Here is a 25,090-nt window from a genome sequence, read left to right on the forward strand (position 1 = left end):
CGCGCGGAGCCGTGTTGCGGAGCGGGTCCGGGCCGCGCATAGTTGCGGAGCCGAGGGGGCTTCGGGGCCCCGAAGGGGAAACAGGACAAGAGGGCGGTAGACGCTGGAACCGGGGGTGGGATGGGCAATGACCGGCTACGGGGCGGACGACCATCCACACGGCGCTGACCGGCTGTGCGAGGCCGCGGACCGGGTGTACTCCCGTGCCGTACGGCGCGGGAGGGTGCCGCGCGTCGACGCCGAACCGGTGCCCTGTCTGCTGGAACTGGCCCTGCTGCACCCGGACCCCGACGACATGGACTGGCTGGTGCCCACCGCCCCGCAGGAGGTCATGACCCGGCTGCTGCGCGAGGTCCACGACGAGGTCAGCGCGAGCCAGCGCCGGGTCGGCGCCGCGGTCGCCGCCGTCGAGCGGTACGCGGGCCTGGCGCCCAGCGTCGTCGCGGGCGCCGCGGGGGAGGGCACCGCGATCCGCGTCCTCGACGGGCTCTCCCGCATCCAGGCCGCGATGGACGAGGCGACCGAGGCCTGCACGACGGAGGTCCTCACGGTCCAGCCGGGCGGCATCCGCCCCGAGCACGAACTCACCGAGGGGCTGCACCGGGCGCTGGCGCTGCGCGGCCGGGGCGTGCGGATGCGGGACCTGTACACGCACGTGGCCCGGCACGGCCAGGGACTGCTGAACTACCTGGAGCTGATGGGCGGTTCGGTCCAGGCCCGCACCCTCGACGAGGTCATCGACCGGCTGATCCTCTTCGACCGCACGGTCGCCTTCATCCCCGCCAACGCCGACCGCACCCTCGCCCTGGAGCTACGGCACCCCGCGCTGGTGGAGTACCTGGTGACCGTCTTCGAGCGGCTGTGGCGCCTCGCGATCCCGCTGACCGCCCCGCTCCCCGACACCGGCATCGAGGGCATCTCCCACCGAGAGCAGTCCATCGCGGCACTGCTCGCGGAGGGCCACCAGGACGCGGTGATCGCGGAACGGCTCGGCATAAGCGTGCGCACCTGCCGGGCCCACATCGCGCGCCTGTCGGAGACGCTGGGGGCGGCCAGCCGTACGCAGTTGGGGGTGCGGATAGCGCAGGTGGGCCTGGACGGCCCGGCCTCCGTCGCCCCGCTCACGCTTCCCGATCAAGGATCCCGGACCGTCCGATGAGGTAGCCGAGCTGGGCGCGGCTCTCGCTGCCCAGCGTCGCCGCGAGCTTGGCGATGTGGACGCGGGCGGTACGGATGTTCATGCCGAGCCGGTCGGCGATGACGGCGTCGGTGTGCCCCTCCACCAGCAGTCCGGCGATGGCACGCTGACGGGGCGTGACACCGTTCAGGCTGGGCCGGTGGACGGTCTGCGGGTACAGGGGCGTGGCCTGCCACCACAGCCGGTCGAACGTGGCGGCCAGGAACTCCACCAGCGCCGGGTGCCGGACCTCCAGCGCCACCGTGCCGTCCGCACCGGCGGGGACGAACGCCACGTCCCGGTCCACGACGATGAGCCGGTCGGTGACCTCGTCCAGGGAGCGTGCCTCGGCGTCGCCGCTCAGCTGCTCGTAGCGGGCGACGACGAGCGGCATCTGCCGCTGGGTGTGCTGGTAGAGGGTGCGGATCCGGCCACCCCGGTCCAGCAGCGCCTGGTCCCGGTCCATCGCCACGGCCTGGGCGGCGGCGCCCCTGCTGTCGCTGTAGTGCAGATTGGGCTGCACGCACAGGAGTTCGCTCACGGCGCCGGCCATCGCCCCGGTGATGGCCTCGTTGATCCGTCCGGTCCCGCTGACCACCCTGATCGCCGGGCTCCGGTCGGCCTCCCTCGCACTCCGTCCGCCGATCCGCGTCAACGGGGCGAAGGCCTCGGCCAGGCGGGCGCCGCGCCGTCGCTCCTCGAGCACGCGGTCGCTCGTGGCGCGGAGCAGGCGGTGGAGGACGAGGGCGGGGGGTACGGGGGTCAGGCGGGCGGGGTCCTGCCGCGCGGGCTCGAGCAACCCGCTCTCGACGAGGCACGGGAGGGAGGAGACGTCCCGCCTGCCGATCCCGCCCTCCCGCAGGGCGCGTTCGTAGAGCTCGACGGCGCGCGGGCACGGGTCCTGGGGGTCGTGCGGGTCGTGCGGGTCGTGTGCCGGGTGAGCGGCCGTACCGGTCACTCGCCCGTCTCCTCCTGTTCGAGGATCCCGGACTGCCCTATGAGGTAGCCGAGTTGGGCGCGGCTCTCGCTGCCCAGGGTGGTCGCGAGCTTGGCGATGTGGACGCGGGCGGTGCGGATGTTCATGCCGAGGCGGTCGGCGATGACGGCGTCGGTGTGGCCCTCGACGAGGAGGGCGGCGATGGCGCGCTGGCGGGGCGTGACGCCGTTCAGGGTGGGCTGGTGCACGGCCTGCGGATGCATGGGGGTGGCGAGGCGCCACAGCCGGTCGAAGGCGGTGACGAAGAAGGACACGAGCGAGGGGTGCCGGACCTCCAGGGCCAGCGTGCGGTCCTTGTTGGCCGGGACGAAGGCCACGGTCCGGTCCACGATGATCAGACGCTCCGTCACCTCGTCCAGGGTGCGGGCCTCGACGTCGCCGTGCAGGTGCTCGTAGCGGGCCTGGATGCTGGGGGCGTGGCGCAGGGTGTGCTGGTAGAGGGTGCGGATCCGGCCACCCCGGTCCAGCAGGGCCTGGTCGCGGTCGAGCGCCTTGACATGCATGTACGGCGGCGGCTCGGTGTGTCTGTCGCTGGTGTTGGGCTGGATCGACAGCAGTTCGGAGCTGTCGCTCATGGCCTGCCCGATGACCCGGCTGATGAGCTCGGTGCCGCTGAGCACGGCGATCATCGAGGAGTCGTCGGCGCCCGTACGACCGGCGTCGATCCGCATCAGCGGCTCGAAGGTCTCGGCCAGCCGGGCCTCACGCCGCCGTTCGTCCGCGACGCGCTCCTCCGCGATCCGCAGCAGGCGGTGCAGGGCGACGGCGGGGGCGACCGGCTCCAGCCGGCCCGGGTCCGTGACGGCGGGATGCAGCAGCCCGAAGTCGAGCAGACAGGGCGCGTCCCGGGCGTCGTCCCCGAGGACGTACCCCTCGCGCAGGGCACGCGTGTACAGCTCCGTCCCCACCGCGCACAGGTCCTCCACGCCGTGCTCGGGATGCGACGGGCTCATGGTGCGGCTCCTTCCTGCTCGGGGACGCGGGACGGCCCGATGAGACGTCCGAGACGGCCGCGGCTCTCACTGAGGCGTGCATGGAGGGCGAGGGCGCGGGACGCCCGGCGCCCTGGGCTCGGCATCTCTCTTGAGGCGTGCGGAGCGGCCGGGGTGCGCAGGGGGCTCGGAGCGTGCGTAGCGTCCGGGGTACGCAGGGCGCTCGAGGCGGGCGTGGCGTCCGGGGTGCTCGAAGTGGCCGTAGGGCCAGGGGTGCTGGAAACGGCCGTAGCGCCAAGGGCGTTCGGATCGGCCGTGGTGTTCGGGGTGTTCCGAGCGGCCGTCGCGTCGGCGGGGGTGCTTGAAGTGGTCGTGGCGTCCGGGTTGCTCGGAAGGGTCGTAGCGCCCAGGTTGTTCGGATCGGCCGTGGTGTTCGGGGTGTTCCGAGCGGCCGTCGCGTCGGCGGGGGTGCTTGAAGTGGTCGTGGCGTCCGGGTTGCTCGGAAGGGTCGTAGCGTCCGGGGTGCTCGGATCGGCCGTGGCCTCCAGGGCGTTCCGAGCGGCCGTCGTGCCAAGGGTTCTCGTAGTGGCCGGGACGCCAGATGCGGCTGTCAGGGGTCGCTTCGGCGGCTCGGCGACGGGCCGGGCGGATGCCGTCGGTGGCCGCTCCTCACGGCGTCGCGGGCCGGGCGGGTGGGCCGCGGTCACGGACGGCCGTCCCCCTGCGCCGCCGTGTGGCCCTGGTCGAGGATGCCCGACTGGGCGATGAGGAAGCCGAGCTGGGCGCGGCTGCCGCTGCCGAGGGCGGTCGCGAGCTTGGCGATGTGGGCCCGGCACGTGCGCACGTTCATGCCCAGGCGGCGGGCGATGGCCTCGTCCACATGGCCCTCGACGAGCAGCTTGGCGATGGAGTGCTGGATGTCCGTGATGCCGTCCGGCGCGGTCTCGTAGGGGGCGCCGGCGCTCAGCGGGACCGCCCGGCTCCACATGAACTCGAAGACCTTGACCAGGTAGCCCACGAGACCCGGGTGCCGCAGTTCCAGGGCGACCTGCCGGTCGTCCCGGACCGGGATGAACGCCACCGTCTCGTCGCAGATGATGAGCCGCTCCACCAGCTCGTCGATGGTCCGGTACTCCACCTTCCCGTCGGCGAACTGCTCCATGTAGGCCAGCCGCTCGGGGCTGTACCGGGCGACGTGCTGGTACAGGGTCCGGATCCGGACGCCCCGTTCGATGAGGGTCCGGTCCCGCTCCAGCCCCTCGATCAGCCGGTTCTCGGGGCGCTGGCCCCGGCTCGGCTGGACGGTGAGCACCTCCGACTGGCACTGGGAGGTCGCGAGGTCGAGCGCCGTGTTGATCCGGTCGAGCCCCTCCAGGACCGTGATGGAGTGCGCCGGCGCCACCTGCTGGGCGCTCAGCGTCATGAACGGCTCGAAGGCGTCGGCCAGCTCGATCGACATCCGTCTGCGCTCGGTGATCTCGTGCTCCAGCGGGTTGAGCCGCTGGGCGAGCGCGACCGACGGGGGAACCGGAAGCATCCAGTTCGCGTCGTCCGGGTCGGGGTGCAGAAGGGCGAACTCCAGCAGACAGGGAACCGACTCCACGTCCGCCCGCGCGACACGGCCTGTCCGCAGAGCGTTGGCGTAAAGACGGCCACCTTCCTCACACAACTCGGTCACCGCATGGGGATGTGTCGCCTTAGTCCCATTCGATACCAAATTTCCACCCCCCAGGGTCCTGAACATGCAGGAACATGATGCACCGTTCGTGTGGCCATGACGTGCCCGAATGAGCCATCGTCTTACTCGACGGGGGAAAAGGGGACCTTCAAGTGAGGACGAAGCCGACTATGCGTAACAGAATGCTTCGCTCGGTGCTTGTCGCCGCCTTCTCCGCCGTTGTGGCTCTCGGCGCCGTCGCCGGCCTTTCCGGCGCGAAGAGCGACGTTCATGGAGTGGGTGGCACCAAGACCGCGCAAACCGTGGTCGCCGGTGACGAGACGCAGGCATTCCCGGCGGACACGGTCTGGGACTGACATGACTACTCCACCCGACGACCGCTCCTTCCGCAGGGAGATGGCCACCGCCTACCGCTCCGGCTGGCACTTCATCGACCTCGTCACCGCGATCCCCCACCCCGGTGACTCGTTGATGGTGACCGTCTTCGGCGAACCGGTGGTCGTCACCCGCGACGAGGACGAGGACGTGCGGGCGTACCGGTGTCTGCGGCGGCCTCGGGGGGCGCCGCAGCCCGTTCGGTGTGCCATTCGGTACGGAATGATCTTTGTGAACCTGGACCAACGAGACCATCGGCTGGTGGAACCGGAAACCCCCACCCCGCGGACCATCTCAGCCACCCCCCGCAGTGCCTGACGCGATTCCCCCGTCGTAACAGATCGCTCAGGTGCTTCCCCCCGCAGCGGCGTCACCGTGACCTGAACACGGTGACGCCGCTGTGTTGTGGGCGACATTTCCGGGTATCGGACGATCGGTCCCCGGCTCGGGCGATCGACTCGTGGCTCAAAAACGGCCCATCGCGCCCGTCAGCGAGATCTCGATGACCACCCGCAGCGGGTTCGGCGCCGGGGTCCGCTCGTAGCGCTCGGCGTAGCGCCGCACCGCCTCCGCGATCCGCTCCGGGTCGGTGCTGACCCGCGCCCTGCCCTCCAGCGTCGCCCACCGCGGCCCCGCCACCTGGCACACCGCCACCGCCGCCCCCTCCTCGCCGGCCGCCAGCACGTGCCGCACCTTCGCGCTGGTCCGGCTCGCGATGACCCGGGCGAGCCGGCCCTCCGGGTCGTATGTCACCCCGACGGGGACCAGGTGCGGGGTGCCGTCCGGGCGCGGGGTGGTGAGCGTGCACAGATGCCGTTCCCGCCAGAAGCTGAGATACGACGGGTCCGGGGCACCCGGATCCTGGGCGTAGGAGGTCATGCCGGGACGTTAGCCCCCCGAGTCCCCCCAAGTCCGCCCGAGTCCTCCCGGAAGTCCTCCCGAGTCCTCCCGAGAATTGCCTTGAGTGGAATAGACTCAACTTTATGTACGCTGACTGAGTCAGTGCAGGAGTCGCAGGAGCTGACACCGAGGAGGAGTACGGACACGTGGATGCCGAGCTGACCAACCGGAGCCGGGACGCGATCAACGCGGCCAGCAACCGGGCCGTGACCGAGGGACACCCGGACCTCACCCCCGCCCACCTGCTCCTCGCTCTGCTCCAGGGGCAGGACAACGCGAACATCACCGACCTGCTGGCCGCCGTCGACGCGGACCAGGCCGCCGTGCGGGCGGGCGCCGAGAAGGCCCTGGCCGCGCTGCCCAGCGTGACCGGGTCCACCGTCGCGCCCCCGCAGCCCAACCGCGACCTGCTCTCCGTCATCGCCGACGCGCAGGCCCGTGCCAAGGACCTCGGAGACGAGTTCCTCTCCACCGAGCACCTGCTCATCGGTATCGCCGCCAAGGGCGGACCGGCCGCGGAGGTGCTGACCCAGCAGGGCGCCACCCAGAAGAAGCTGGTCGACGCCTTCCAGAAAGCCCGGGGAGGGCGCCGCGTGACCACCGCCGATCCCGAGGGCCAGTACAAGGCCCTGGAGAAGTTCGGAACCGACTTCACCGCCGCCGCCCGGGACGGCAAGCTCGACCCCGTCATCGGCCGTGACCAGGAGATCCGCCGGGTCGTCCAGGTGCTGTCCCGCCGTACCAAGAACAACCCCGTCCTCATCGGCGAGCCGGGCGTCGGCAAGACCGCCGTCGTCGAGGGGCTCGCCCAGCGGATCGTCAAGGGGGACGTGCCCGAGTCGCTCAAGGACAAGCGGCTCGTCGCCCTCGACCTCGGGGCCATGGTCGCGGGGGCCAAGTACCGGGGTGAGTTCGAGGAGCGGCTGAAGACCGTCCTCGCGGAGATCAAGGACTCCGACGGGCAGATCATCACCTTCATCGACGAGCTGCACACCGTCGTGGGCGCGGGCGCCGGCGGCGACTCCTCGATGGACGCCGGCAACATGCTCAAGCCGATGCTCGCCCGCGGTGAGCTGCGGATGGTCGGTGCCACCACGCTCGACGAGTACCGGGAGCGGATCGAGAAGGACCCCGCCCTGGAGCGGCGCTTCCAGCAGGTGCTGGTCGCCGAGCCGACCGTCGAGGACACCATCGCCATCCTGCGCGGGCTCAAGGGCCGCTACGAGGCCCACCACAAGGTCCAGATCGCCGACAGCGCCCTGGTCGCGGCCGCCACGCTCTCCGACCGGTACATCACCTCCCGCTTCCTGCCCGACAAGGCCATCGACCTCGTCGACGAGGCGGCCTCCCGGCTGCGGATGGAGATCGACTCCTCGCCCGTGGAGATCGACGAACTCCAGCGCGGGGTCGACCGGTTGAAGATGGAGGAGCTGGCGCTCGAGAAGGAGACCGACCCGGCCTCCCGGGAGCGTCTGGAGCGGCTGCGCCGCGACCTCGCCGACAAGGAGGAGGAGCTGCGGGGCCTGACCGCCCGCTGGGAGAAGGAGAAGCAGTCCCTCAACCGCGTCGGTGAACTCAAGGAGAAGCTCGACGAGTTGCGCGGTCAGGCCGAACGCGCCCAGCGCGACGGCGACTTCGACACCGCCAGCAAGCTGCTCTACGGCGAGATCCCCACTCTGGAGCGGGACTTGGAGGCAGCCTCGGAGGCCGAGGAGGAGGCCGCCAAGGACACCATGGTCAAGGAGGAGGTCGGCTCCGACGACATCGCCGACACCGTCGCCGCCTGGACCGGCATCCCGGCGGGCCGTCTCCTGGAGGGCGAGACCCAGAAACTCCTGCGCATGGAGGAGGAGTTGGGCAAGCGGCTCATCGGGCAGACCGAGGCCGTGCAGGCCGTCGCGGACGCCGTACGGCGCACCCGGGCCGGGATCGCCGACCCGGACCGGCCCACCGGCTCCTTCCTCTTCCTCGGCCCGACCGGCGTCGGCAAGACCGAACTCGCCAAGGCCCTCGCCGACTTCCTCTTCGACGACGAGCGGGCGATGGTCCGCATCGACATGTCGGAGTACGGCGAGAAGCACAGCGTGGCCCGGCTGGTCGGCGCGCCCCCCGGCTACGTCGGCTACGAGGAGGGCGGCCAGCTCACCGAGGCGGTGCGCAGGCGGCCGTACAGCGTCGTGCTCCTCGACGAGGTGGAGAAGGCGCACCCCGAGGTCTTCGACGTGCTCCTCCAGGTGCTGGACGACGGGCGGCTGACGGACGGTCAGGGCCGTACGGTCGACTTCCGCAACGCGATCCTGGTGCTGACGTCCAACCTGGGCAGCCAGTTCCTCGTCGACCCGATCACCAGCGAGGAGGAGAAGAAGGAGCAGGTCCTGGAGGTCGTGCGGGCCTCCTTCAAGCCGGAGTTCCTCAACCGGCTGGACGACCTGGTCGTCTTCTCGGCCCTCAGCAAGGACGAGCTCGGCCGGATCGCCCGGCTCCAGATCGACCGGCTGGCCAAGCGGCTCGCCGAGCGCCGGCTCACCCTGGAGGTCACCGACGCGGCCCTGGACTGGCTCGCCGACGAGGGCAACGACCCGGCCTACGGCGCCCGGCCGCTGCGCCGGCTCGTCCAGACGGCGATCGGCGACCGTCTCGCCAAGGAGATCCTCTCCGGCGAGGTCAAGGACGGCGACACGGTCCGCGTGGACGCGTTCGGGGACGGTCTGATCGTGGGGCCGGCGACGGGCAAGACGCTCTGATCCGACAGGTGCGGCGGGGCTTCCCTCAGATGCGGCGGGGGCTTCCCTGCGGGGCCCCCGCCGCGTCTCACGGGGTGAACGCCTTGTACCGCACCTCGGACCACTTGTCGCTGTAGTGGGCGATCGCCATCTGCACGGAGCCGCTCTGCCCGGCGGCCGGGCCCCGGCTCATGCAGGCGTAGACGTCGGTGCCGTCGCACTGCACATTGCGCAGTGCGGGTCCGTCCGGGTAGTTCGCCGCCACCCAGGCGCTCACCTCGGCGCTCCGCATCAGGAAGCGGGCCTCGTACCGGAAGCCCTGGCCGGCCTCCAGCGCGCACGTGAGGTCGCGCACCCCGGTCGGGGGTTTCGCCCCGCCGTAGGCGAACGCCTCGGCGCACGATGCCTTCCGGACCCCCGTGTCGACCGAGTCGTCCGTGAAGAGCCAGGCGATCAGCAGCGCGAGCAGGGCCGCCACCACCAGCGTCGGCACGGCCAGGATCGCCAGGAAGACCCCCCATCTGGTCCTGCCCGGCACGTCCTGTTCCGGCATGGTTTCGGTCTCTGTCTGTGTCATCCGTTCCCCCAATGGTCGGACCCCGTTCTACCGGAGCTGTCCGGATCATGTCAGCCCTGGGAGGACAGGGTCCGTCTGGGCTTGCCACCCCCCTCCCCGGATGGGGGAGGATGGCGGAATCCGTACGAAGGGAAATTCACGGTGACCATCGACCCGTCCTCGATTCCGAACTTCGGGGGCCAGCCCGAGCCGCAGCCCCAAGGACCGGCGGGCCCCGTCGTCCCGGATCAGGATCTCGTGAAGCAGCTCCTCGACCAGATGGAGCTGAAGTATGTCGTCGACGACGAGGGTGACCTCGCGGCGCCGTGGGAGCAGTTCCGTACGTATTTCATGTTCCGCGGCGAGGCCGACCAGCAGGTCTTCTCGGTGCGGACGTTCTACGACCGGCCCCACCAGATCGACGAGAAGCCGCAGCTGCTGGAGTCGATCGACGACTGGAACCGCCGCACCCTGTGGCCCAAGGTCTACAGCCACACCCACGACGACGGCACCGTCCGCCTGATCGGTGAGGCGCAGATGCTGATCGGCACCGGCGTCGCCCTGGAACACTTCGTGTCCTCCACGGTCAGCTGGGTGCGCGCCGCCATCGAGTTCGACAAGTGGCTCGTCGAGCAGCTCGGCCTCGAGGAGGAGGTCAACGACGCGGAGAAGCCCGAGGACGACGAGTAGGCGTTCCCCGGGTGTTCCGGGGGTCCCGGATGCTCCGGGTGCTCCGGATGTTCCGGCTGTTTCGCTACAGGGGCGTACCGGCCAGCACGACCAGGTACGCGCCGTAGCCGAACGAGAGCCCGGCCAGGGCAGCGGTCACCACGGCCGCATGCCAGGGCCGGGCTCTCGCCGTCCGCACCAGCGCCCGCGCGAGCGGCAGCAGCAGCGGGAACGCGGGCAGCAGGAACCGCGGCTTGGACGCGAAGAACCCCGACCCGCCGAGCGCGACCAGCAGCAGGACCCCGCTGTAGACCAGCAGCGGCAGCGGGGCGCGGTCGGCGAGCAGCAGGGCGAACAGGAGTACGGCGGCGGCGACCAGCAGCAGGGCCACCGGGAAGACCATCCGGTCGCTGTCCAGCGCCAGGTGCCGCACGAAACGCAGGGACCCCGCGCCCAGGTCGAAACGGGAGCCCCAGCGGCGCTGCACCGCGAAGTAGCCGCCGAGCAGATCACCCTCGCGGTGGCCGACCCACAGCACGTACCCGAGCCAGCCCAGCGGGGCGAGCGCGGCGCCCGTCCACAGCCTGTGGGTAACTTTTCGCTTCGCCCGGACACACCGCACGATCTCGTACGACGCCGTCGCGAGGACCGCCGCCGCGGCCGCGACCCCGTTGGGCCGGGCCAGCCCGGCGAGCGCGGCCAGGGTGCCCGCCCACACCCACCGCCCGGTCAGCACGGCGTACAGCGACCAGGCGGCGAAGGCCGTCAGGACCGGTTCGGTGTACGCCAGGGACAGCACGACCGAGTGCGGCAGCAGGCCCCACAGCAGCACCAGGGCGGTGGCCACGGCCCGTCCGTGCAGGCGCAGGGCGAGGGCGTGGATGCCGGCGGCGGCCACCGCGGCGGCGGTCCACGACACCACGAGGCCCGCCGCGCCCCCGCCGAGCGGGGTCAGCGCGGTCACCGTCCGGACCAGGGCCGGGTAGAGCGGGAAGAACGCCAGGTCGCTGAAGACGGTGCCGGGCCGGATGTGCAGGGTGCGGACGTAGCCGTGCGCGGCGATCCCCAGGTACCACCGGGAGTCCCAGGACCGCCCGAGCAGCGTGAGCGGCCCGTGGCCGGTGGCCCAGGCGGTCGCGGCGAGCACGGCGAGCCCGGCGATCCGCGCGACGGCGAACAGCCCGAGCGCGGTCACCAGGGGCGGAGCGGCGCGACCACGAGTAGCGGGCCGCGTGACACTGGAGGGCGTGAGCGTGCTGGCGTGGGTCACATCAGCACATTGCAGAAGAAGTCGGTCATAAGCGAGCATCGCGGGCGCCATGTCCGACCGGACAACCCGGCCACCAGTACTTCGGTGCGCTTGCGGAACGCGAACCGTGACAGAAGGCGAAGCCGTCGGTCTCGCCCTGGGAGCGGATGCCGGTGGTGATGAAGTAGGTGCCGGCTGTCCTGAAGACCTCGAAGCCGGCCTCCGTCAGGCCGCTTGCCAGCAGGTCCCGCTTGGCGCGCATGTCCTCGCGGAAGGCGGTGAAGTAGCTCTCCGGCAGGGCGAGGGCCTCGGCGACCGCGTACTGGAACGGGCCCGAGGAGACGTACGTCAGGAACTGCTTCGGACGGACCGCCGAGCGCGTCGACCTCATCTCGACCGCCATCGACAACGCCCCACGAACGCTGTCGCCGTACACCCAGACTGGGAGCACCACACCACGGAGTAACCGCATCGGAGATGTCTTCCCCGACGACGGTCAGGACGTTCCGGACGAGGAGTGGATCACGTACGGCCTCGACCGGGCCTGGGTACCGCTGTCGAAGGACGGGCGGATCAAGACCCGCGATCTGGAGATCCAGCCCGTCCTGGAGCGCGAGGCGGTGCTGTTCTGTCTGGACAACCAACAGCTTCGCAGCGTCGAGATGGTCGAGCGTCTCGTCGCTTGCCGTGATGCCATCCACCGGGCCGTCGAGAAGGGTGGCCCGGCGGCTTACGCCGTACGGCAGGACCGTGTTGAACGCACCTGGCCGTGACGGGAGGGCGCCCTGTGGCACCCGCCGCTGCTGGAAGCACAGTTGGGACTGCCCAAGGGCGACTGCGTACTGGAACGGCCCCTCGGACCGGCCCCCCAGCCCCGACGGCCTCCGGATCAGGTGACCTTGACCGTCCAGGACGAGGAGTACGTGTCCGTCAGAGTGGTGGTGCCGGGGCGGTAGACCCGCACTGTCCACGTGCCCGTGTGCGAGAAGGCGATCTTCGCGGTCGCCTTGCCCGTGGTGGCGAGGGTGGCGCTGGTGAGGGTCACCCATCTGCCGTCCTTCTGGCGGGCCTGGAAGCGCAGCGCGGTCCCCTTGACGTAGGGGGAGCTGGCCGCGGTGCAGGACACGGGCCTGCCGTGGATCGCGGTGGTGGCCGGCGTGCCGACCGTGAGGACGGCCTTGACATGTGAGGTGAAGGTTTTGCTGGTCGAGGACGTCCACGTCAGGTTCCTGGCCTCGGTGACGGCACGCCAGGCGCCGTTGTACCGGGCGGTCGTGACGTAGGACGCCTTGCCAGTGCCGTCCGCAGTGAGGGTCGCCCGCGTCTTCCAGGTGGTGGTTCCTGCCTGCTTGTACTGGAAGCTGACCTTGGCGCCGGCCGCGGGCTTGCCCCCGCTCTGGGCCACGGTGGCGGTGAAGGCCGCCTTACGGCCGTAGGTGCTGGTGGCGGGGCCGGTCAGCTGGGTCGTCGTGGCGGCCACGACGCGCAGCGGCATGCTGCGGACGGTGGTGTCGCCGAACTGCGAGCCGATGGTCAGCCTGACCTCGTGCACCCCGGTGGCCGCGGCCTTCCAGGCACCGGAGGGCTGCGCGGGATAGCTGCCGGTCGCGACCGCCGTACCGTCGACATCGACGGTCCAGTGCTCGGCCCGGCTGACGCCGTCGGCCGCGGATGTCGTGGCGGTGAACTTCCAGCTGCTGCCCACCACCGGGAAGTCCTCGAAGCCTTCCGTCCAGGTCGGCGTGACCTCGGAGACCACCCGTACCGGCAGGTCCACCCGGCCGTGGGCGCCCCGGTTGTCCACCGAGTCGAACGTCAACGTGTGGGCGCCGTACGGGAGTCGGCCGAGGTCGGCGAGGAAGCCCGCGGTGTTTCCCTGGTAGGTGTAGGCGTCGACCGGGGTCGTCGCCTGTGCCGTGCCGTCGAGCGACACGGTGGTGCTGACCGGGTAGGCGTAGTTGAAGTTGTACGGCATCGGCTTGTTGAGCGCCGACGGGTAGGCGTAGGTCACGCTCACCGGCGTCTCGTCCGGGTGGATGACGCCGGCCAGCTTCGGCGTGATGGTGAAACCGTGGTCGACCAGGGTGACGGCCCGGACGGGGGAGCCCGCGCGGCCGTCCTTGTCGTAGGCCACGACGTAGACGTCTCCGGCGTACAGACCGGCCGGGACAGCACTCGTGTCCAGCGTGGTCGTCCAGGTCGAGCCGCTTCCCGGGGCGGTCAGGTCGACGGGGGACGGCCAGGCGCCGCTGGTGCTGAAGTAGTGGACTCGCGAGACGCCGTTGTCGCCGGTCGCGGTGGCCCGTAGAGACAACTCGCCGTCGGCGGACAGGCCCACGGGCTGGTGATGGGTCCAGGCATCGTCGCCGGGCAGATCGGGCAGGGTGACGACCGGGCGCCCGTTGTCCACGGTCACGACGGCGTCGGCCGTGACGGTCCGGGGGCGGGGACTGTTCACCTCGACGTGGAGAGTGTTCGCGCCGTCGTTCACCAGCGGTGCGGCCACCCCGTACGCGGCGCCCGCGAACTGCCGAGTGGCGGCGGTGTCCAGGGTCGCGTGCAGGGTGCAGGAGGGCAGGCAGTCCCCCGGATGCAGAGCGAAGGTCTGCTCGAGCGTGCCGGTGCCCTGATACTCACCGCTGCCGGTGATGCTGACCACGGCCGCGGTCGGCTCGTCGCCCGGGTCCGCATGCACGGTGACGGTGACCTCTGTCGTGCCGGTGATCTTCTGCCCGGAGCTGACCGTGCCGTCGCCCCCGGCGTCCGAGGAAATGCGGTCGAACGTGATCACGGCACCGGTGTCGTCCGCGACGGCGGCCGACACGGGCGCGACGGCGCACAGCGCAGCGGCACTCGCCGCGACCGCGAACGATCTGACGGCTCGGGATATACCCACGTCTCTCCTCCTGGGCCTGACCCTGGTTCGGCGTATGCGCCGGGTGCGGTCCGCGCCAAGCGCGGACCACCCCGGGTCACGGTGCGCGTGGGGGAGTGGCTGACCAGTGCGGCAGCAGCGGGAAAAATCTTGAGTTGACGCCGATCGCGTGTCAAGGATTCCGCCCGGCGTCCCAAGGCGTGGATGGCCCGCCAGGCTTGGACGGGCCGGCCTCCGCTCAGCCGGCCAGGGTCTTCAACCGCCCTGCCGCCTCCTCCAGCACCCCCGTCTGCTTGCAGAACGCGAACCGCACGAAGGGCGCACCCGCCTCCCGGTGGTCGTAGAAGACCGCGTTCGGGATGGCGACGACACCGGCCCGCTGGGGCAGGGACCGGCAGAAGGCGAAGCCGTCGGTCTCGCCCAGGGGGCGGATGTCGGTGGTGATGAAGTAGGTGCCGGCTGTCCTGAAGACCTCGAAGCCGGCCTCCGCCAGGCCGCCAGCCAGCAGGTCCCGCTTGGCGCGCATGTCCTCGCGGAAGGCGGTGAAGTAGCTCTCCGGCAGGGCGAGGGCCTCGGCGACCGCGTACTGGAACGGGCCCGAGGAGACGTACGTCAGGAACTGCTTCGCCGAACGGACGGCCGAGACCAGTCCGGGTGCCGCCGTGATCCAGCCGACCTTCCAGCCGGTGAACGAGAACGTCTTGCCGGCGGAGCCGATCGTCACCGTGCGCTCCCGCATCCCCGGGAAGGTCGCGAGGGGCAGGTGCTCGGCCTCGTCGAAGACCAGGTGCTCGTAGACCTCGTCCGTGACGACCAGCAGATCCCGCTCCACGGCCAGCTCGGCGACGGCCGTCAGCTCCTCGCGGGTGAGGACCGTGCCGGTGGGGTTGTGCGGGGTGTTGATCAGCAGCAGGCGGGTCCTGTCGGTGACGGCGGCCCGCAGCTCGTCCAGGTCGAGGCGGAAGCGGGCGCCCCCCTCGAAGTCCGGCCGCAGGGTGACCGGGACCCGGGTGCCGCCCGCCATCGCGATGCAGGCCGCGTAGGAGTCGTAGTACGGCTCCAGGGCGACGACCTCGTCGCCGGGCTCGACCAGGGCGAGCAGGGCGGCCGCGATGGCCTCCGTGGCACCGGCGGTGACCAGGACCTCGGTGTCGGGGTCGAAGGACAGGCCGTAACGGCGCTCCTGGTGCGCGGCGACCGCCGTGCGCAGCTCCGGGACGCCCGGGCCCGGCGGGTACTGGTTGCCGCGTCCGTCGCGCAGCGCCCGCACGGCGGCCTCCCGGACCTCCTCGGGGCCGTCCGTGTCGGGGAATCCCTGGCCCAGGTTGATCGACCCGGTGCTGAGCGCCAGAGCGGACATCTCGGCGAAGATCGTCGTCCCGAACTCGGCGAGACGGCGGTTGAGCAGGGGGCGTGCGCTGGAGGTCATGCGGGTCATCCTGCGCCCAAGCTCTGGAGTTCCTCAACTCTGCTTTGGCCGTTGAGACGGAGGGGCATCTCCAGCTCACGCAACCGGCGAGGCGCCCACGGGGGGTCGCTTCGGGGGGTATCGGAAGGAGGGTGAGCCATGGTCATCGGCATCATCCTGTTGGTCTTCGTGGTCGTGTTCCTGGTGGGTGTCGCGGCCGTCGTGTTCAGGAACGGCTCGACGCGGCGGCGGGTCCGGGCCGCCGGTGGAGGCGGCGCCGCGGGCGGCGAGAGCTGGTGGGTCGGCGGCGGCGGAGGCGGCTCGGACTCCGGGAGCTTCGGCTCGGACTCCGGGAGCGGCAGTCACCACGGGGGCGGGAGCCACCACGGCGGACACGACGGGGGTGGCGGCCACCACGGTGGGCACTCCTGTGGTGGTGGGCACTCCTGCGGCGGTGGGTCGTCCTGTGGTGGCGGGTCGTCCTGCGGCGGCGGAGGCGGATGCGGGGGAGGCAGCTGACACGGGGCAGCTGAGCTCCGTCAGGGGGAACCGCATCCGCGGACGGGGGAGCGCGGGGGCGTGGGTCCGGACCTGGGTCGGGATCCACGCCCCCGCTTGTCGCACTTTCACTCCGGTGTTCCTGCGCTCCGGCGCACGCTGCGGCCGCCATGGCGTGCGCCGCGGTTGAACAGTTGAGCTGTGGAGCCCACGGAGGGATGGAAACCCGGCGAAGTTGGGTAAAAACGCTGTGTCGGCGCCTCTGTTCATGATTCCCTCTCCATCACCAACACAGCCCCTCGGACGTCCTACGGACACGTCCTGACCTGCCGACTGGGCTGACCGGGCCGATCCCCCCACAGTCGCCCGGGTGTGCCGGAACCCACACCACCCTTTCTTTGCGTGCTAGCGGAGCCGACCCATGCTCACGACCCTGAACACCTCGTACACCGACACGCGCGCGGCCGACCTCGCCTGGGCCCTGGGGCGTGAGCCGCTGCCCGCCCTCGCCACGCTCGACCTCGAACTCGCCGGGGCGAAGCTTCAGTTGAGACTCCTCGGTGCCTCCCACCAGGTGCTCCTCGAGGAGGCCCGGGGCACCTGTTCGGAGACGGTGGCCTGCATCGCCGGCAGCAGCACCCCGCTGCCGCTGGGCGTGGCCAAGCGGGTGGGCGACTGGGAGTACGAGTTCGCGGCCCGGCTGGAACTGCTGTCACCCGGTCAGTTCGCGGGCCGCGCACAGGAGTTGCTGGCGCTGGTGTCCGACCATCCGAACGGACTTGCCGGTGTCTTCCCGGGCAGCCCGCACGCGTTCACGGCGATGCTGGCCCAGCGCCACGAGGGCCAGGTGCACTGGCGGACCTGGCACGCGTACCCGCAGGACGGGCAGTTGGTGGCCACCAGGACCCGGGTGGGGGCGCGGGTTCCGGCCACGGCGTCGGGGTGAGCCGGCCGCGGCGGGGGAGTGCGGCTCGATCACGGTGCGGCGGTGTGGCAAACACCTGTTTCCCGATTGACCCACGGTTCCACACGTGTGGGTGACGAAGCGTGCCGTAGCCGTAACGTAACGTCGCACCGTGATCGAGCCGCACGCCCCCGCCCCGCCCGGCGCTCCGCCGCCCTGGGCCGGGCCCGCGCGGCTGCCGGTCCGGCAGGGGACCGGGCGGTTCCTCGTCCTGGCGTGCGTCTTCGTCTGCGCGGCCTGCGGACTGGTGTACGAACTCGAACTGGTCGCCCTGGCCTCGTACTTGATCGGCGACTCCGTCACCCAGGCGTCCGTGGTGCTGTCCGTCATGGTCTTCGCGATGGGCGTCGGCTCACTCGCCGCCAAGCGGCTGCGCGGGCTCGCGGCGGCCGCCTTCGGTGCCCTGGAGGCGCTCCTCGCACTGGTCGGCGGGTGCAGCGCGATGGCCCTGTACGCCGTCTTCGCCTGGACCGGCGGCTGGGGCGGCCCGTGGGCGAACGGGCCGCGGTGGCTCCTGGTCGCCTTCTCGCTCGCCATCGGCCTGCTCATCGGCGCCGAAGTCCCCCTGCTGATGGAGCTCATCCAGCGCATCCGCCGCCAGGACGCGGGCGGCGCCGTCGCCGACCTGTTCGCGGCGGACTACGTCGGCGCCCTGGTCGGAGGCCTCGCCTTCCCCTTCCTCCTGCTGCCCCAGCTGGGCCAGTTGACCGGCGCCCTGCTCACCGGCGCGGTCAACGCGGTCGCGGGCGGCGCCCTGGTCCTCGGCCTGTTCCGGCGCGACCTGACCCGCAGGGCCCGCTGGCTGCTGCTGGCCGCCAACCTCGCCGTGCTGGGCGTCCTCGCCACCGCCGCCGTCCTCGTCGACGACTTCGAACGGGCCGCGCGGGAGGCGGTCTACGGCACGGACGTCCGGGTCGCCGTCCAGAGCGGCGTCCAGGAGGTCGTCCTCACCGGCGGCACCGACGGCCGCCCCCTCGACCTCTTCCTCGACGGCCGGCTCAGGGTCAGCGGCCGTGACGAGGACCGCTACCACGAGGCCCTGGTCCACCCCGCGATGAACGGCCCCCACGCGCGCGTGCTCGTCCTCGGCGGCGGCGACGGCCTCGCCGCCCGCGAGGTGCTCCGCTACCCCGGCGTCCGGCGCGTCGACGTCGTCGAGCTCGACCCCACCGTGGTGGACCTGGCCCGCAGCGACCCGGCGCTCTCCCGCCTCAACGGCCATGTGTACGGCGACGCGCGCGTCCACGTGACGGTCGCGGACGCCTTCCGCCGGCTGCGCACCGGGCTCCCCGAGCCGTCGTACGACGTGGTCGTCGCCGATCTGCCCGACCCCGGCATCACCGCGAGCACCAAGCTGTACTCCCAGGAGTTCTACGGCCTGGTCCGCCGCGTCCTCGCCCCCGACGGCCGTCTCGTCGTGCACGCCGGGCCGCTCGCCGCCCGCCCCCGGGTCTTCTGGACGGTGGAGGCCACCATGCGCGCGGCCGGTCTGCACACCACGCCCTACCTCCTCGCCGGCCGCGCCCCGGACGTCCCGGCGGGCCCCGGCCGCACGGCCCGCGCGTCGAGGAGCCCGGACGACTGGGGCTTCGTGCTGGCGTCCCCGCACACCCGTCCTCCGCTGGCCCTGGGGCCCGGGGCGCCGGGTGGGCGCCTGACGCCGGGGGCCCTGCGGGAGGCCGGGAGGGCGGCGGCCGCGACGAGGATCGGTGGGCTGCCCGCTTCCACGTTGGTGCATCCGCGGTACTGAGCGGACCGCTCCCTCGGCGTTCCCGCCCGACCCGCGGTCACTTTCGACCAACGGGAGTGCCGCGGGGGTTCCCCGTAGGTAGGCTCGCGAGCATGGAGCATGAGGTGTTCGTTCCGGTTCCGGCCGAGCGGCTGAGGGAGGCCCTGGGGGACCCCGCCAGGGTGGCCCGGGCCGTTCCCGGGCTCCAGCAGGACGCCGGCGCGGAGCCCGTCGCCGGGCGCCTGAAGGTGCGGGTCGGCAGCCACTCCGTCACCTACCGCGGATCGGTACGCCTCACCCGCCATGACGACGGCTCCTACACCGCCGAGGGCGAGGCCACCGAGGCCCGCGGCACCGGCTCGGTCCACCTCACCCTCACCCTGCGCCTGCGCGACACCGACGACGGTACGACCCTGGCCTTCCAGGCGACGGCCACGGCGGACGGCCGCATCACGGAACTCCCCCAGGACGCGGTGGGCTCCGCGGTCGTACGCCTGCTGAACCGTTTCGCGGAGGGGCTGGGCGAGGCGCAGGAGCCGGAAGAGAAGGAGCGGGCGGAGGAGCCGGAAGGGGCGGAGGAGCCGGAGGCCGCGACCTCCCAGGACTCGTCGGCGACGGCGTCCGAAACCGCAGCCCCGGAGCCGCCCAACGAAGTTTCGGAGCCGCTCGAAGAGGCCCCGGAGCCGCTCGAAGAGCCCCCGCCCCCGACTCCCGCCCCCACCCCCGTCGAGGACTTCACCGAACCCCTGAACCCCCCGGCCGAGGCCGCCCACGCCCGCCGTACGATGATCGGCCGCAGCGCGGAGGAGGTCGACCACGCGCCCCCGCGCGGCCGCTACGCCCCCGTCCCGGCCCCGCAGACCGTCACCGCCGGTGCCACCCTGCGCTGGGCGGCCCCCGCCGCGGCCGTGGCGCTGGCGTCGGCGATCGTGGTCACCCGCGTGCTGAGGAAGCGGCGTTGAGTACTGTCGTCCCGTGAGCCATGAAGACATCACGCTGACCGCGGGCGATGCGGAAGTGACCTTGCAGCCGTCAAACGGCGGACGCGTCGGGGGACTTCGGGTCGGAGGCGTCGAACTGCTGCGGCAGGGCGAGCGGTTCGGCTGCTTCCCGATGGTCCCCTGGTGCGGCCGCATCCGGGACGGCCGCTTCCGCGACGGCGCCGCCATCCACCAGATGCCGCTCAACTCCCCGCCGCACGCCATCCACGGCACCGCCCGCGACGGCGCCTGGACCGTCGCCCGCAGCGGCACCGACGAGGCGGTGATGACGTACGACCTCGTCGAGCCCTGGCCCTGGTCCGGCCGGGTCACCCAGATCGCGGCGCTCAGCCCGGACGCCCTCACGCTCACGATGTCCGTCGAGACGTACGACTCCTCCTTCCCGGCCCAGATCGGCTGGCACCCCTGGTTCAACCGCACCCTCGACGGCGGCGAGCCCGCCCGGCTCGACTTCACCGCCGCCTGGCAGGAGGAGCGCGGCGACGACCACCTGCCCACCGGCAACCGCGTCGACCCGAAGCCCGGCCCCTGGGACGACTGCTTCGGCATGCCCGAGGGCGTGGACGTCACTCTCACCTGGCCCGGACAGCTGGAGCTGAAGGTCACCAGCCGCGAGGAATGGGTCGTGGTCTACGACGAGCAGGAGGCCGCCGTCTGCGTGGAGCCGCAGACCGGGCCGCCCAACGGCCTGAACACCCTGCCGCGCCTGGTCACGCCCCTGGAGCCGCTGGAGGCCTCGACGACCTGGACCTGGCGGGCGCCTCTAAGCTGACAGGCATGACTGACGCGCGTGCCGCCCTGAAGCAGCAGATTCTCGACAAGGCCGTCGTGCACGGCAAGGTGACCCTGTCGTCCGGCCTGGAGGCCGACTACTACGTCGACCTGCGCCGCATCACCCTGGACGGCGAGGCGGCCCCGCTGGTCGGGCAGGTGCTCCTGGACCTGACCGCGGACCTGGGGTTCGACGCGGTCGGCGGCCTGACCATGGGCGCCGACCCGGTCGCCGGCGCCATGCTGCACGCGGCCGCCGCGCGCGGGCGGAAGCTGGACGCCTTCGTCGTGCGCAAGGCGGCCAAGGCGCACGGCATGCAGCGCCGGGTGGAGGGCCCCGACATCGCGGGCCGCCGGGTCGTGGTCGTCGAGGACACCTCCACCACCGGCGGCTCCCCGCTCGAAGCGGTCGCGGCGGTGCGCGAGGCGGGCGCGGAGGTCGTCGCGGTCGCGACGATCGTCGACCGCGCGACCGGCGCCGCCGAGAAGATCGAACAGGGCGCGGGCGTCCCGTACCTGTTCGCGTTCGGGAAGGACGAGCTGGGTCTCGCCTGAGTTATCCACAGGCTGAGACGGCTCGGGCGAAGCATCCGGGCGAGTCTGGAAAGATGGGGCCGACGATGACGTCGAACCCCCACACAAGGTCTAGGTCAGGGCCGTAAGTACGCCGTACGCCAACCCGCAGATACAAGGAGCGGACACATGCCGATCGCAACCCCCGAGGTCTACAACGAGATGCTCGACCGGGCGAAGGCAGGCAAGTTCGCCTACCCGGCCATCAACGTGACCTCGACCCAGACCCTGCACGCTGCGCTGCGCGGCTTCGCGGAGGCCGAGAGCGACGGCATCATCCAGATCTCGACCGGCGGTGCCGAGTTCCTGGGCGGCCAGTACAAGAAGGAGATGGTCACGGGTTCCGTGGCCCTCGCCGAGTTCGCGCACATCGTCGCCGAGAAGTACCCGGTCACCGTCGCGCTGCACACCGACCACTGCCCCAAGGACAAGCTCGACGGGTACGTACGCCCGCTGCTGGCCGTGTCCGAGGAGCGGGTGAAGGCCGGCGGCAACCCGCTGTTCCAGTCCCACATGTGGGACGGCTCGGCGGAGACCCTCGCCGACAACCTCTCCATCGCCCAGGAGCTCCTGGAGCGCGCCCGCGCCGCCAAGATCATCCTCGAGGTCGAGATCACCCCGACCGGCGGCGAGGAGGACGGCGTCTCGCACGAGATCAACGACTCCCTCTACACCACGGTCGACGACGCCATCCGCACCGCCGAGGCCCTCGGGCTCGGTGAGAAGGGCCGCTACCTGCTGGCCGCCTCGTTCGGCAACGTCCACGGCGTGTACAAGCCGGGCAACGTCGTCCTGCGCCCCGACCTGCTGAAGGAGCTGAACGACGGCGTGGCCGCCAAGTTCGGCAAGCCGGCCGGGTCCCAGCCGTTCGACTTCGTCTTCCACGGCGGCTCCGGCTCCACGGAGGAGGAGATCCGCACCGCGCTGGAGAACGGCGTGGTCAAGATGAACATCGACACCGACACGCAGTACGCCTTCACGCGTCCGGTCGCCGACCACATGTTCCGCAACTACGACGGCGTCCTGAAGGTCGACGGCGAGGTCGGCTCCAAGAAGACCTACGACCCGCGCACCTGGGGCAAGCTCGCGGAGGCCTCCATGGCCGCCCGCGTCGTCGAGGCCACGCAGAACCTGCGCTCGGCGGGCACGAAGATCAAGTAAGGCCCTGCCCGACTGATCGCGGTGAGCCCGGTGCCACGGCACCGGGCTCGCTGTATACCTGTGGCATGTCCGATGTCCGGCTGGCCTCGCCGCAAGGCAAGTGGATCCTGCTCACCACCGTCCTCGGCTCCAGCATGGCCCTGCTGGACTCGACGGTCGTCAATGTCGCCCTGCCGCGCATCGGCCGCGACCTGGACGCCGACCTCGCCGCCCTTCAGTGGACGGTCAACGCGTACATGCTCACGCTGGCCGGGCTGATCCTGCTCGGCGGGTCCCTCGGCGACCGGTACGGCCGCCGCAAGGTCTTCGTGGTCGGCGTCGTGTGGTTCGCGGCGGCCTCGCTGCTGTGCGGGCTCGCGCCGAACGCCGGTGTCCTCGTCGCCGCCCGGGCCCTCCAGGGCGTCGGCGGCGCGCTGCTCACGCCGGGGTCCCTGGCCCTGATCCAGGCCTCCTTCCACCCCGACGACCGGGCCCGGGCCGTCGGCCTGTGGTCCGGGTTCGGCGGCATCGGGGCGGCCGTCGGTCCCTTCGTCGGCGGCTGGCTGGTGGACGGGCCGGGCTGGCGGTGGGTGTTCCTGCTCAACGTCCCGCTGGCCCTGGTGTGCGCGCCGATCGCGGTACGGCATGTCCCGGAGTCGGCGGACGGCCGTACGCACACGCGGTTCGACGTGCTCGGCGCGGTTCTCGGCGCACTGGCGCTCGCGCTGGTGACGTACGCGCTGATCGAGGCGCGTTCCGGATCTCTCGTGGTCGTCGTCACCGCGGTCGCCGGGCTGGCCGCCGGGGTGGCCTTCGTGTCCGTCGAGAAGCGGCGGCCCGATCCGATGATGCCGCTCGGGATCTTCGCGTCGCGGCAGTTCACGGCGGTGAATCTGGTGACGCTGTGCGTGTACGCGGCCTTCGGCGGGTTCTTCTTCCTGGCCGCCCTCCAGCTCCAGGTGGTGGTGGGCTGGTCGGCCCTCGCCGCCGGTACGGCCCTGCTGCCCACGACCGCGCTGATGCTGCTGTTCTCGGCGCGTTCGGGGGCGCTGGCGGACCGGATCGGGCCGCGCATCCCGCTCACCGTCGGCCCGCTGCTGTGTGCGGCGGGGATGCTGCTGATGCTGCGGGTCGGCCCGGACGCCTCGTACCTCGCCGACGTCCTGCCCGCGCTGCTCGTCCTCGGTACCGGCATGGTCGCGCTGGTCGCGCCGCTGACGGCGACCGTGCTGGGGTCGGTGGACGTGTCGCGGGCGGGCCTGGCGAGCGGGATCAACAACGCGGCGGCCCGGGCGGCGGGTCTGCTCGCGGTGGCGGCGTTGCCGCTGGTCGCGGGGATGGGGGAGGAGGCCTACCGGTCCCCGGGCGCCTTCGACGACGCCTTCGGGCGGGCGATGGTGGTGTGCGCGGGGGTGCTGGTGGTGGGAGCGGCGGTGGCCTTCACGACGGTACGGTCGCTGCCGCCCGGGTGCCGGCGGCCCGAGTGCCGGACGCACGGGGCGGTCATGGCACCGCCGCTGGAGGGGGAGCGGGCTCGGCGGCGGCTGTCGTAGCGCGCCTGCGACCGCTTCGTCTTCCTGGCCGCCACGGCCCGGTCTCCCCGCGAGGCACGCTGCTCCGGGTGATCGTGCACTGCGTGCCGTCGTCGCCTGCCGGTGACGGCGGCACAGTGGTCCTCGTCCTGGTGACTACCGCTTCAGCTCGGTGTAGGCCTCGGCGCTGCTGTCCTTGAGGAACTGCCAGCAGCGCTCCGTCTCGTCCTTCTCGTCGATCTCGCCGGCGGCCCGGGCGAGGGCGGCGAGGCAGCGCAGGAACCCGCGATTCGCCCGGTGGTCCCAGGGGATGGGCCCGTGGCCCTTCCAGCCGGCCCGGCGCAGCGCGTCCAGACCGCGGTGATAGCCGGTGCGTGCGTAGGCGTACGACTCGACCACTCGCCCGGCCTCGAAGGCGTCGTCGGCGAGCATCGCCCAGGCCAGCGAGAACGTGGGGTACTTCGCCGCGACCTCGGCCGGGGGCTGGGACTCCTCGCCCAGCAGGCGGTACGCCTCTTCGTTCTCCGGGAGGTACGTCGGCTCCGGGCCGCCGAGCAGGTTCTTGTGAGTCGTCATGGGTGCAGTCTGCCACCTGCGCCCCGGAGTTCGGGCAGCCGAGGAGATGGGCGGAGACCGTGCATCCCGGTGGGCCTCCGGCACCCGGATCGGCCGTCGGAGACCGGCCGTCGTGCACTGCATGACGGGTGTGACTTTTGTTGCCATGGGAGAGTCCCGGGCGTGATCGCGGCCGTGCCGTTCGCCGGCGGCGATCGCAGCCGCACACCGCCCGTCAGGGCAGGTCACAGGGGTGCGGGTGGCAGCACACGGCAGGGAAAGCCTTGCTCGCGGAGAGCAATATCTGTGCCCGTGAAATGAGATATAGGTGCGGGCCGCGGCGAGTATTCCTCGATTGCCTCGCGGATCGGAAATCAGTGATCGCACACGGCCGATCGCAGCGTGCTACTGTCGATCTCAGTTGCAGGTGTGGTTGCCAGAAGGTTTTTCCGACGGCTGATCATCACGGCGACACGGAATGCGCACAGGGCGCATTCCTGTAACCGCCTCCGAAGGAGAAACAAAAATGGCTAATGGCACCGTGAAGTGGTTCAACGCGGAAAAGGGCTTCGGCTTCATCGAGCAGGACGGCGGCGGCCCCGACGTCTTCGCCCACTACTCGAACATCGCCACCCAGGGCTTCCGCGAGCTGCTCGAAGGCCAGAAGGTGTCCTTCGACATCGCGCAGGGCCAGAAGGGCCCGACGGCCGAGAACATCGTTCCCGCCTGACGCACCGGCACTGACGCATTCTTCACAGCTGGGGCCCGCACCTTGGGGTGCGGGCCCC

The 25,090-nt window shown here is 71.6% G+C and carries 24 protein-coding genes and 1 pseudogene; 15 read left to right on the forward strand and 10 right to left on the reverse strand.

Features of this window, described 5'->3' with window-relative positions; genetic code table 11:
- Positions 1-127 precede the first annotated feature (127 nt).
- Positions 128-1,159 carry a helix-turn-helix transcriptional regulator gene (locus tag H295_RS0105925; RefSeq protein ID WP_020134417.1) on the forward strand — a complete coding sequence of 344 codons (1,032 nt, stop codon included), beginning with the start codon at positions 128-130 and terminating at the stop codon, positions 1,157-1,159.
- Here H295_RS0105925 and H295_RS0105930 read toward each other — a convergent pair.
- The 3 genes from H295_RS0105930 to H295_RS0105940 all read right to left on the reverse strand — a co-directional run bounded on the left by H295_RS0105930 (position 1,122) and on the right by H295_RS0105940 (position 4,850).
- Positions 1,122-2,135 (reverse strand): helix-turn-helix transcriptional regulator, encoded by a 1,014-nt coding sequence (locus H295_RS0105930; RefSeq protein ID WP_020134418.1) that lies wholly within the window; start codon positions 2,133-2,135, stop codon positions 1,122-1,124. The genes H295_RS0105925 and H295_RS0105930 overlap by 38 nt on opposite strands.
- A complete protein-coding gene (locus H295_RS0105935) occupies positions 2,132-3,127 on the reverse strand; it encodes a helix-turn-helix transcriptional regulator (RefSeq protein ID WP_020134419.1) in 996 nt (331 codons plus the stop codon). The genes H295_RS0105930 and H295_RS0105935 overlap by 4 nt, the downstream gene beginning before the upstream one ends.
- Positions 3,128-3,809: 682 nt before the next feature.
- Positions 3,810-4,850, reverse strand: a complete 1,041-nt coding sequence (locus H295_RS0105940; RefSeq protein ID WP_420706191.1) for a helix-turn-helix transcriptional regulator — start codon at positions 4,848-4,850, stop codon at positions 3,810-3,812.
- 128 nt (positions 4,851-4,978) lie between these two features.
- Between H295_RS0105940 and H295_RS47125 the strand changes: the two genes are divergently transcribed.
- Positions 4,979-5,140, forward strand: a complete 162-nt coding sequence (locus H295_RS47125; RefSeq protein WP_181412588.1) for a hypothetical protein — start codon at positions 4,979-4,981, stop codon at positions 5,138-5,140.
- 1 nt (position 5,141) lies between these two features.
- Positions 5,142-5,477: a hypothetical protein gene (locus H295_RS0105950; RefSeq protein WP_028809089.1), complete on the forward strand. Its 336-nt coding sequence runs from the start codon at positions 5,142-5,144 to the stop codon at positions 5,475-5,477.
- Positions 5,478-5,624: 147 nt separating this feature from the next.
- Here the strand turns inward: H295_RS0105950 and H295_RS0105955 are convergent, their stop codons facing one another.
- A complete protein-coding gene (locus H295_RS0105955; RefSeq protein WP_020134423.1) occupies positions 5,625-6,038 on the reverse strand; it encodes a pyridoxamine 5'-phosphate oxidase family protein in 414 nt (137 codons plus the stop codon).
- 167 nt (positions 6,039-6,205) lie between these two features.
- Between H295_RS0105955 and clpB the strand changes: the two genes are divergently transcribed.
- Positions 6,206-8,803, forward strand: a complete 2,598-nt coding sequence (gene clpB / locus H295_RS0105960) for an ATP-dependent chaperone ClpB (RefSeq protein WP_020134424.1) — start codon at positions 6,206-6,208, stop codon at positions 8,801-8,803.
- A 67-nt stretch (positions 8,804-8,870) separates the two neighbouring features.
- Here clpB and H295_RS0105965 read toward each other — a convergent pair whose 3' ends face one another.
- Positions 8,871-9,359, reverse strand: a complete 489-nt coding sequence (locus H295_RS0105965) for a hypothetical protein (RefSeq protein ID WP_028809090.1) — start codon at positions 9,357-9,359, stop codon at positions 8,871-8,873.
- A 141-nt stretch (positions 9,360-9,500) separates the two neighbouring features.
- Between H295_RS0105965 and H295_RS0105970 the strand changes: the two genes are divergently transcribed.
- Complete coding sequence (locus H295_RS0105970; RefSeq protein ID WP_020134426.1) at positions 9,501-10,028, forward strand: YbjN domain-containing protein; 528 nt, start codon at positions 9,501-9,503, stop codon at positions 10,026-10,028.
- 64 nt (positions 10,029-10,092) lie between these two features.
- Here the strand turns inward: H295_RS0105970 and H295_RS0105975 are convergent, their stop codons facing one another.
- Both H295_RS0105975 and H295_RS0105980 read right to left on the reverse strand, forming a co-directional pair.
- Positions 10,093-11,277 carry a membrane protein gene (locus tag H295_RS0105975; protein ID WP_028809091.1) on the reverse strand — a complete coding sequence of 395 codons (1,185 nt, stop codon included), beginning with the start codon at positions 11,275-11,277 and terminating at the stop codon, positions 10,093-10,095.
- A gap of 109 nt (positions 11,278-11,386) precedes the next feature.
- Positions 11,387-11,632, reverse strand: a pseudogene (locus tag H295_RS0105980) (aminotransferase class I/II-fold pyridoxal phosphate-dependent enzyme); the annotation flags it as partial.
- 145 nt (positions 11,633-11,777) lie between these two features.
- Between H295_RS0105980 and H295_RS0105985 the strand changes: the two are divergent.
- The gene (locus H295_RS0105985; RefSeq protein WP_234021577.1) at positions 11,778-12,029 is read left to right on the forward strand and encodes a toxin-antitoxin system, toxin component, PIN family protein; all 252 of its coding nucleotides are present in this window, start codon (positions 11,778-11,780) and stop codon (positions 12,027-12,029) included.
- Between the two features lie 116 nt (positions 12,030-12,145).
- Here H295_RS0105985 and H295_RS0105990 read toward each other — a convergent pair whose 3' ends face one another.
- Together H295_RS0105990 and H295_RS0105995 are read right to left on the reverse strand one after the other, a co-directional pair.
- Positions 12,146-14,152 (reverse strand): hypothetical protein, encoded by a 2,007-nt coding sequence (locus H295_RS0105990; RefSeq protein WP_020134429.1) that lies wholly within the window; start codon positions 14,150-14,152, stop codon positions 12,146-12,148.
- 217 nt (positions 14,153-14,369) lie between these two features.
- The gene (locus H295_RS0105995) at positions 14,370-15,569 is read right to left on the reverse strand and encodes a pyridoxal phosphate-dependent aminotransferase (RefSeq protein ID WP_020134430.1); all 1,200 of its coding nucleotides are present in this window, start codon (positions 15,567-15,569) and stop codon (positions 14,370-14,372) included.
- A 129-nt stretch (positions 15,570-15,698) separates the two neighbouring features.
- Here H295_RS0105995 and H295_RS0106000 point away from each other — a divergent pair, with 129 nt between their 5' ends.
- From H295_RS0106000 to H295_RS0106035, 8 genes are all read left to right on the forward strand, one after another.
- Positions 15,699-16,058 (forward strand): hypothetical protein, encoded by a 360-nt coding sequence (locus H295_RS0106000; RefSeq protein WP_028809095.1) that lies wholly within the window; start codon positions 15,699-15,701, stop codon positions 16,056-16,058.
- 400 nt (positions 16,059-16,458) lie between these two features.
- Positions 16,459-16,983 (forward strand): DUF2617 family protein, encoded by a 525-nt coding sequence (locus H295_RS0106005; RefSeq protein WP_020134431.1) that lies wholly within the window; start codon positions 16,459-16,461, stop codon positions 16,981-16,983.
- A 130-nt stretch (positions 16,984-17,113) separates the two neighbouring features.
- Positions 17,114-18,751 (forward strand): polyamine aminopropyltransferase, encoded by a 1,638-nt coding sequence (locus tag H295_RS0106010; protein ID WP_020134432.1) that lies wholly within the window; start codon positions 17,114-17,116, stop codon positions 18,749-18,751.
- A gap of 92 nt (positions 18,752-18,843) precedes the next feature.
- Positions 18,844-19,692 carry an SRPBCC domain-containing protein gene (locus tag H295_RS0106015; protein ID WP_043217072.1) on the forward strand — a complete coding sequence of 283 codons (849 nt, stop codon included), beginning with the start codon at positions 18,844-18,846 and terminating at the stop codon, positions 19,690-19,692.
- 13 nt (positions 19,693-19,705) lie between these two features.
- A complete protein-coding gene (locus tag H295_RS0106020; RefSeq protein ID WP_020134434.1) occupies positions 19,706-20,503 on the forward strand; it encodes an aldose 1-epimerase in 798 nt (265 codons plus the stop codon).
- Positions 20,504-20,508: 5 nt separating this feature from the next.
- Positions 20,509-21,057 (forward strand): orotate phosphoribosyltransferase, encoded by a 549-nt coding sequence (gene pyrE, locus H295_RS0106025; protein WP_020134435.1) that lies wholly within the window; start codon positions 20,509-20,511, stop codon positions 21,055-21,057.
- A 147-nt stretch (positions 21,058-21,204) separates the two neighbouring features.
- Positions 21,205-22,236 (forward strand): class II fructose-bisphosphate aldolase, encoded by a 1,032-nt coding sequence (gene fbaA / locus H295_RS0106030; RefSeq protein ID WP_020134436.1) that lies wholly within the window; start codon positions 21,205-21,207, stop codon positions 22,234-22,236.
- A gap of 65 nt (positions 22,237-22,301) precedes the next feature.
- On the forward strand, positions 22,302-23,768 hold the full coding sequence (locus H295_RS0106035) for an MFS transporter (protein WP_020134437.1): 1,467 nt from the start codon (positions 22,302-22,304) through the stop codon (positions 23,766-23,768).
- A gap of 135 nt (positions 23,769-23,903) precedes the next feature.
- On the opposite strand, the gene H295_RS0106040 is transcribed toward H295_RS0106035, so the two are convergent.
- Entirely contained in the window at positions 23,904-24,323 is a 420-nt protein-coding gene (locus H295_RS0106040) for a DUF3151 domain-containing protein (protein WP_020134438.1), read from the reverse strand.
- A gap of 505 nt (positions 24,324-24,828) precedes the next feature.
- Here H295_RS0106040 and H295_RS0106045 point away from each other — a divergent pair.
- Positions 24,829-25,032, forward strand: coding sequence for a cold-shock protein (locus tag H295_RS0106045; RefSeq protein WP_020134439.1), 204 nt, complete (start codon positions 24,829-24,831; stop codon positions 25,030-25,032).
- Positions 25,033-25,090 lie beyond the last annotated feature (58 nt).

This window comes from Streptomyces sp. 351MFTsu5.1, from assembly GCF_000383655.1.
Lineage (GTDB): Bacteria > Actinomycetota > Actinomycetes > Streptomycetales > Streptomycetaceae > Streptomyces > Streptomyces griseorubiginosus.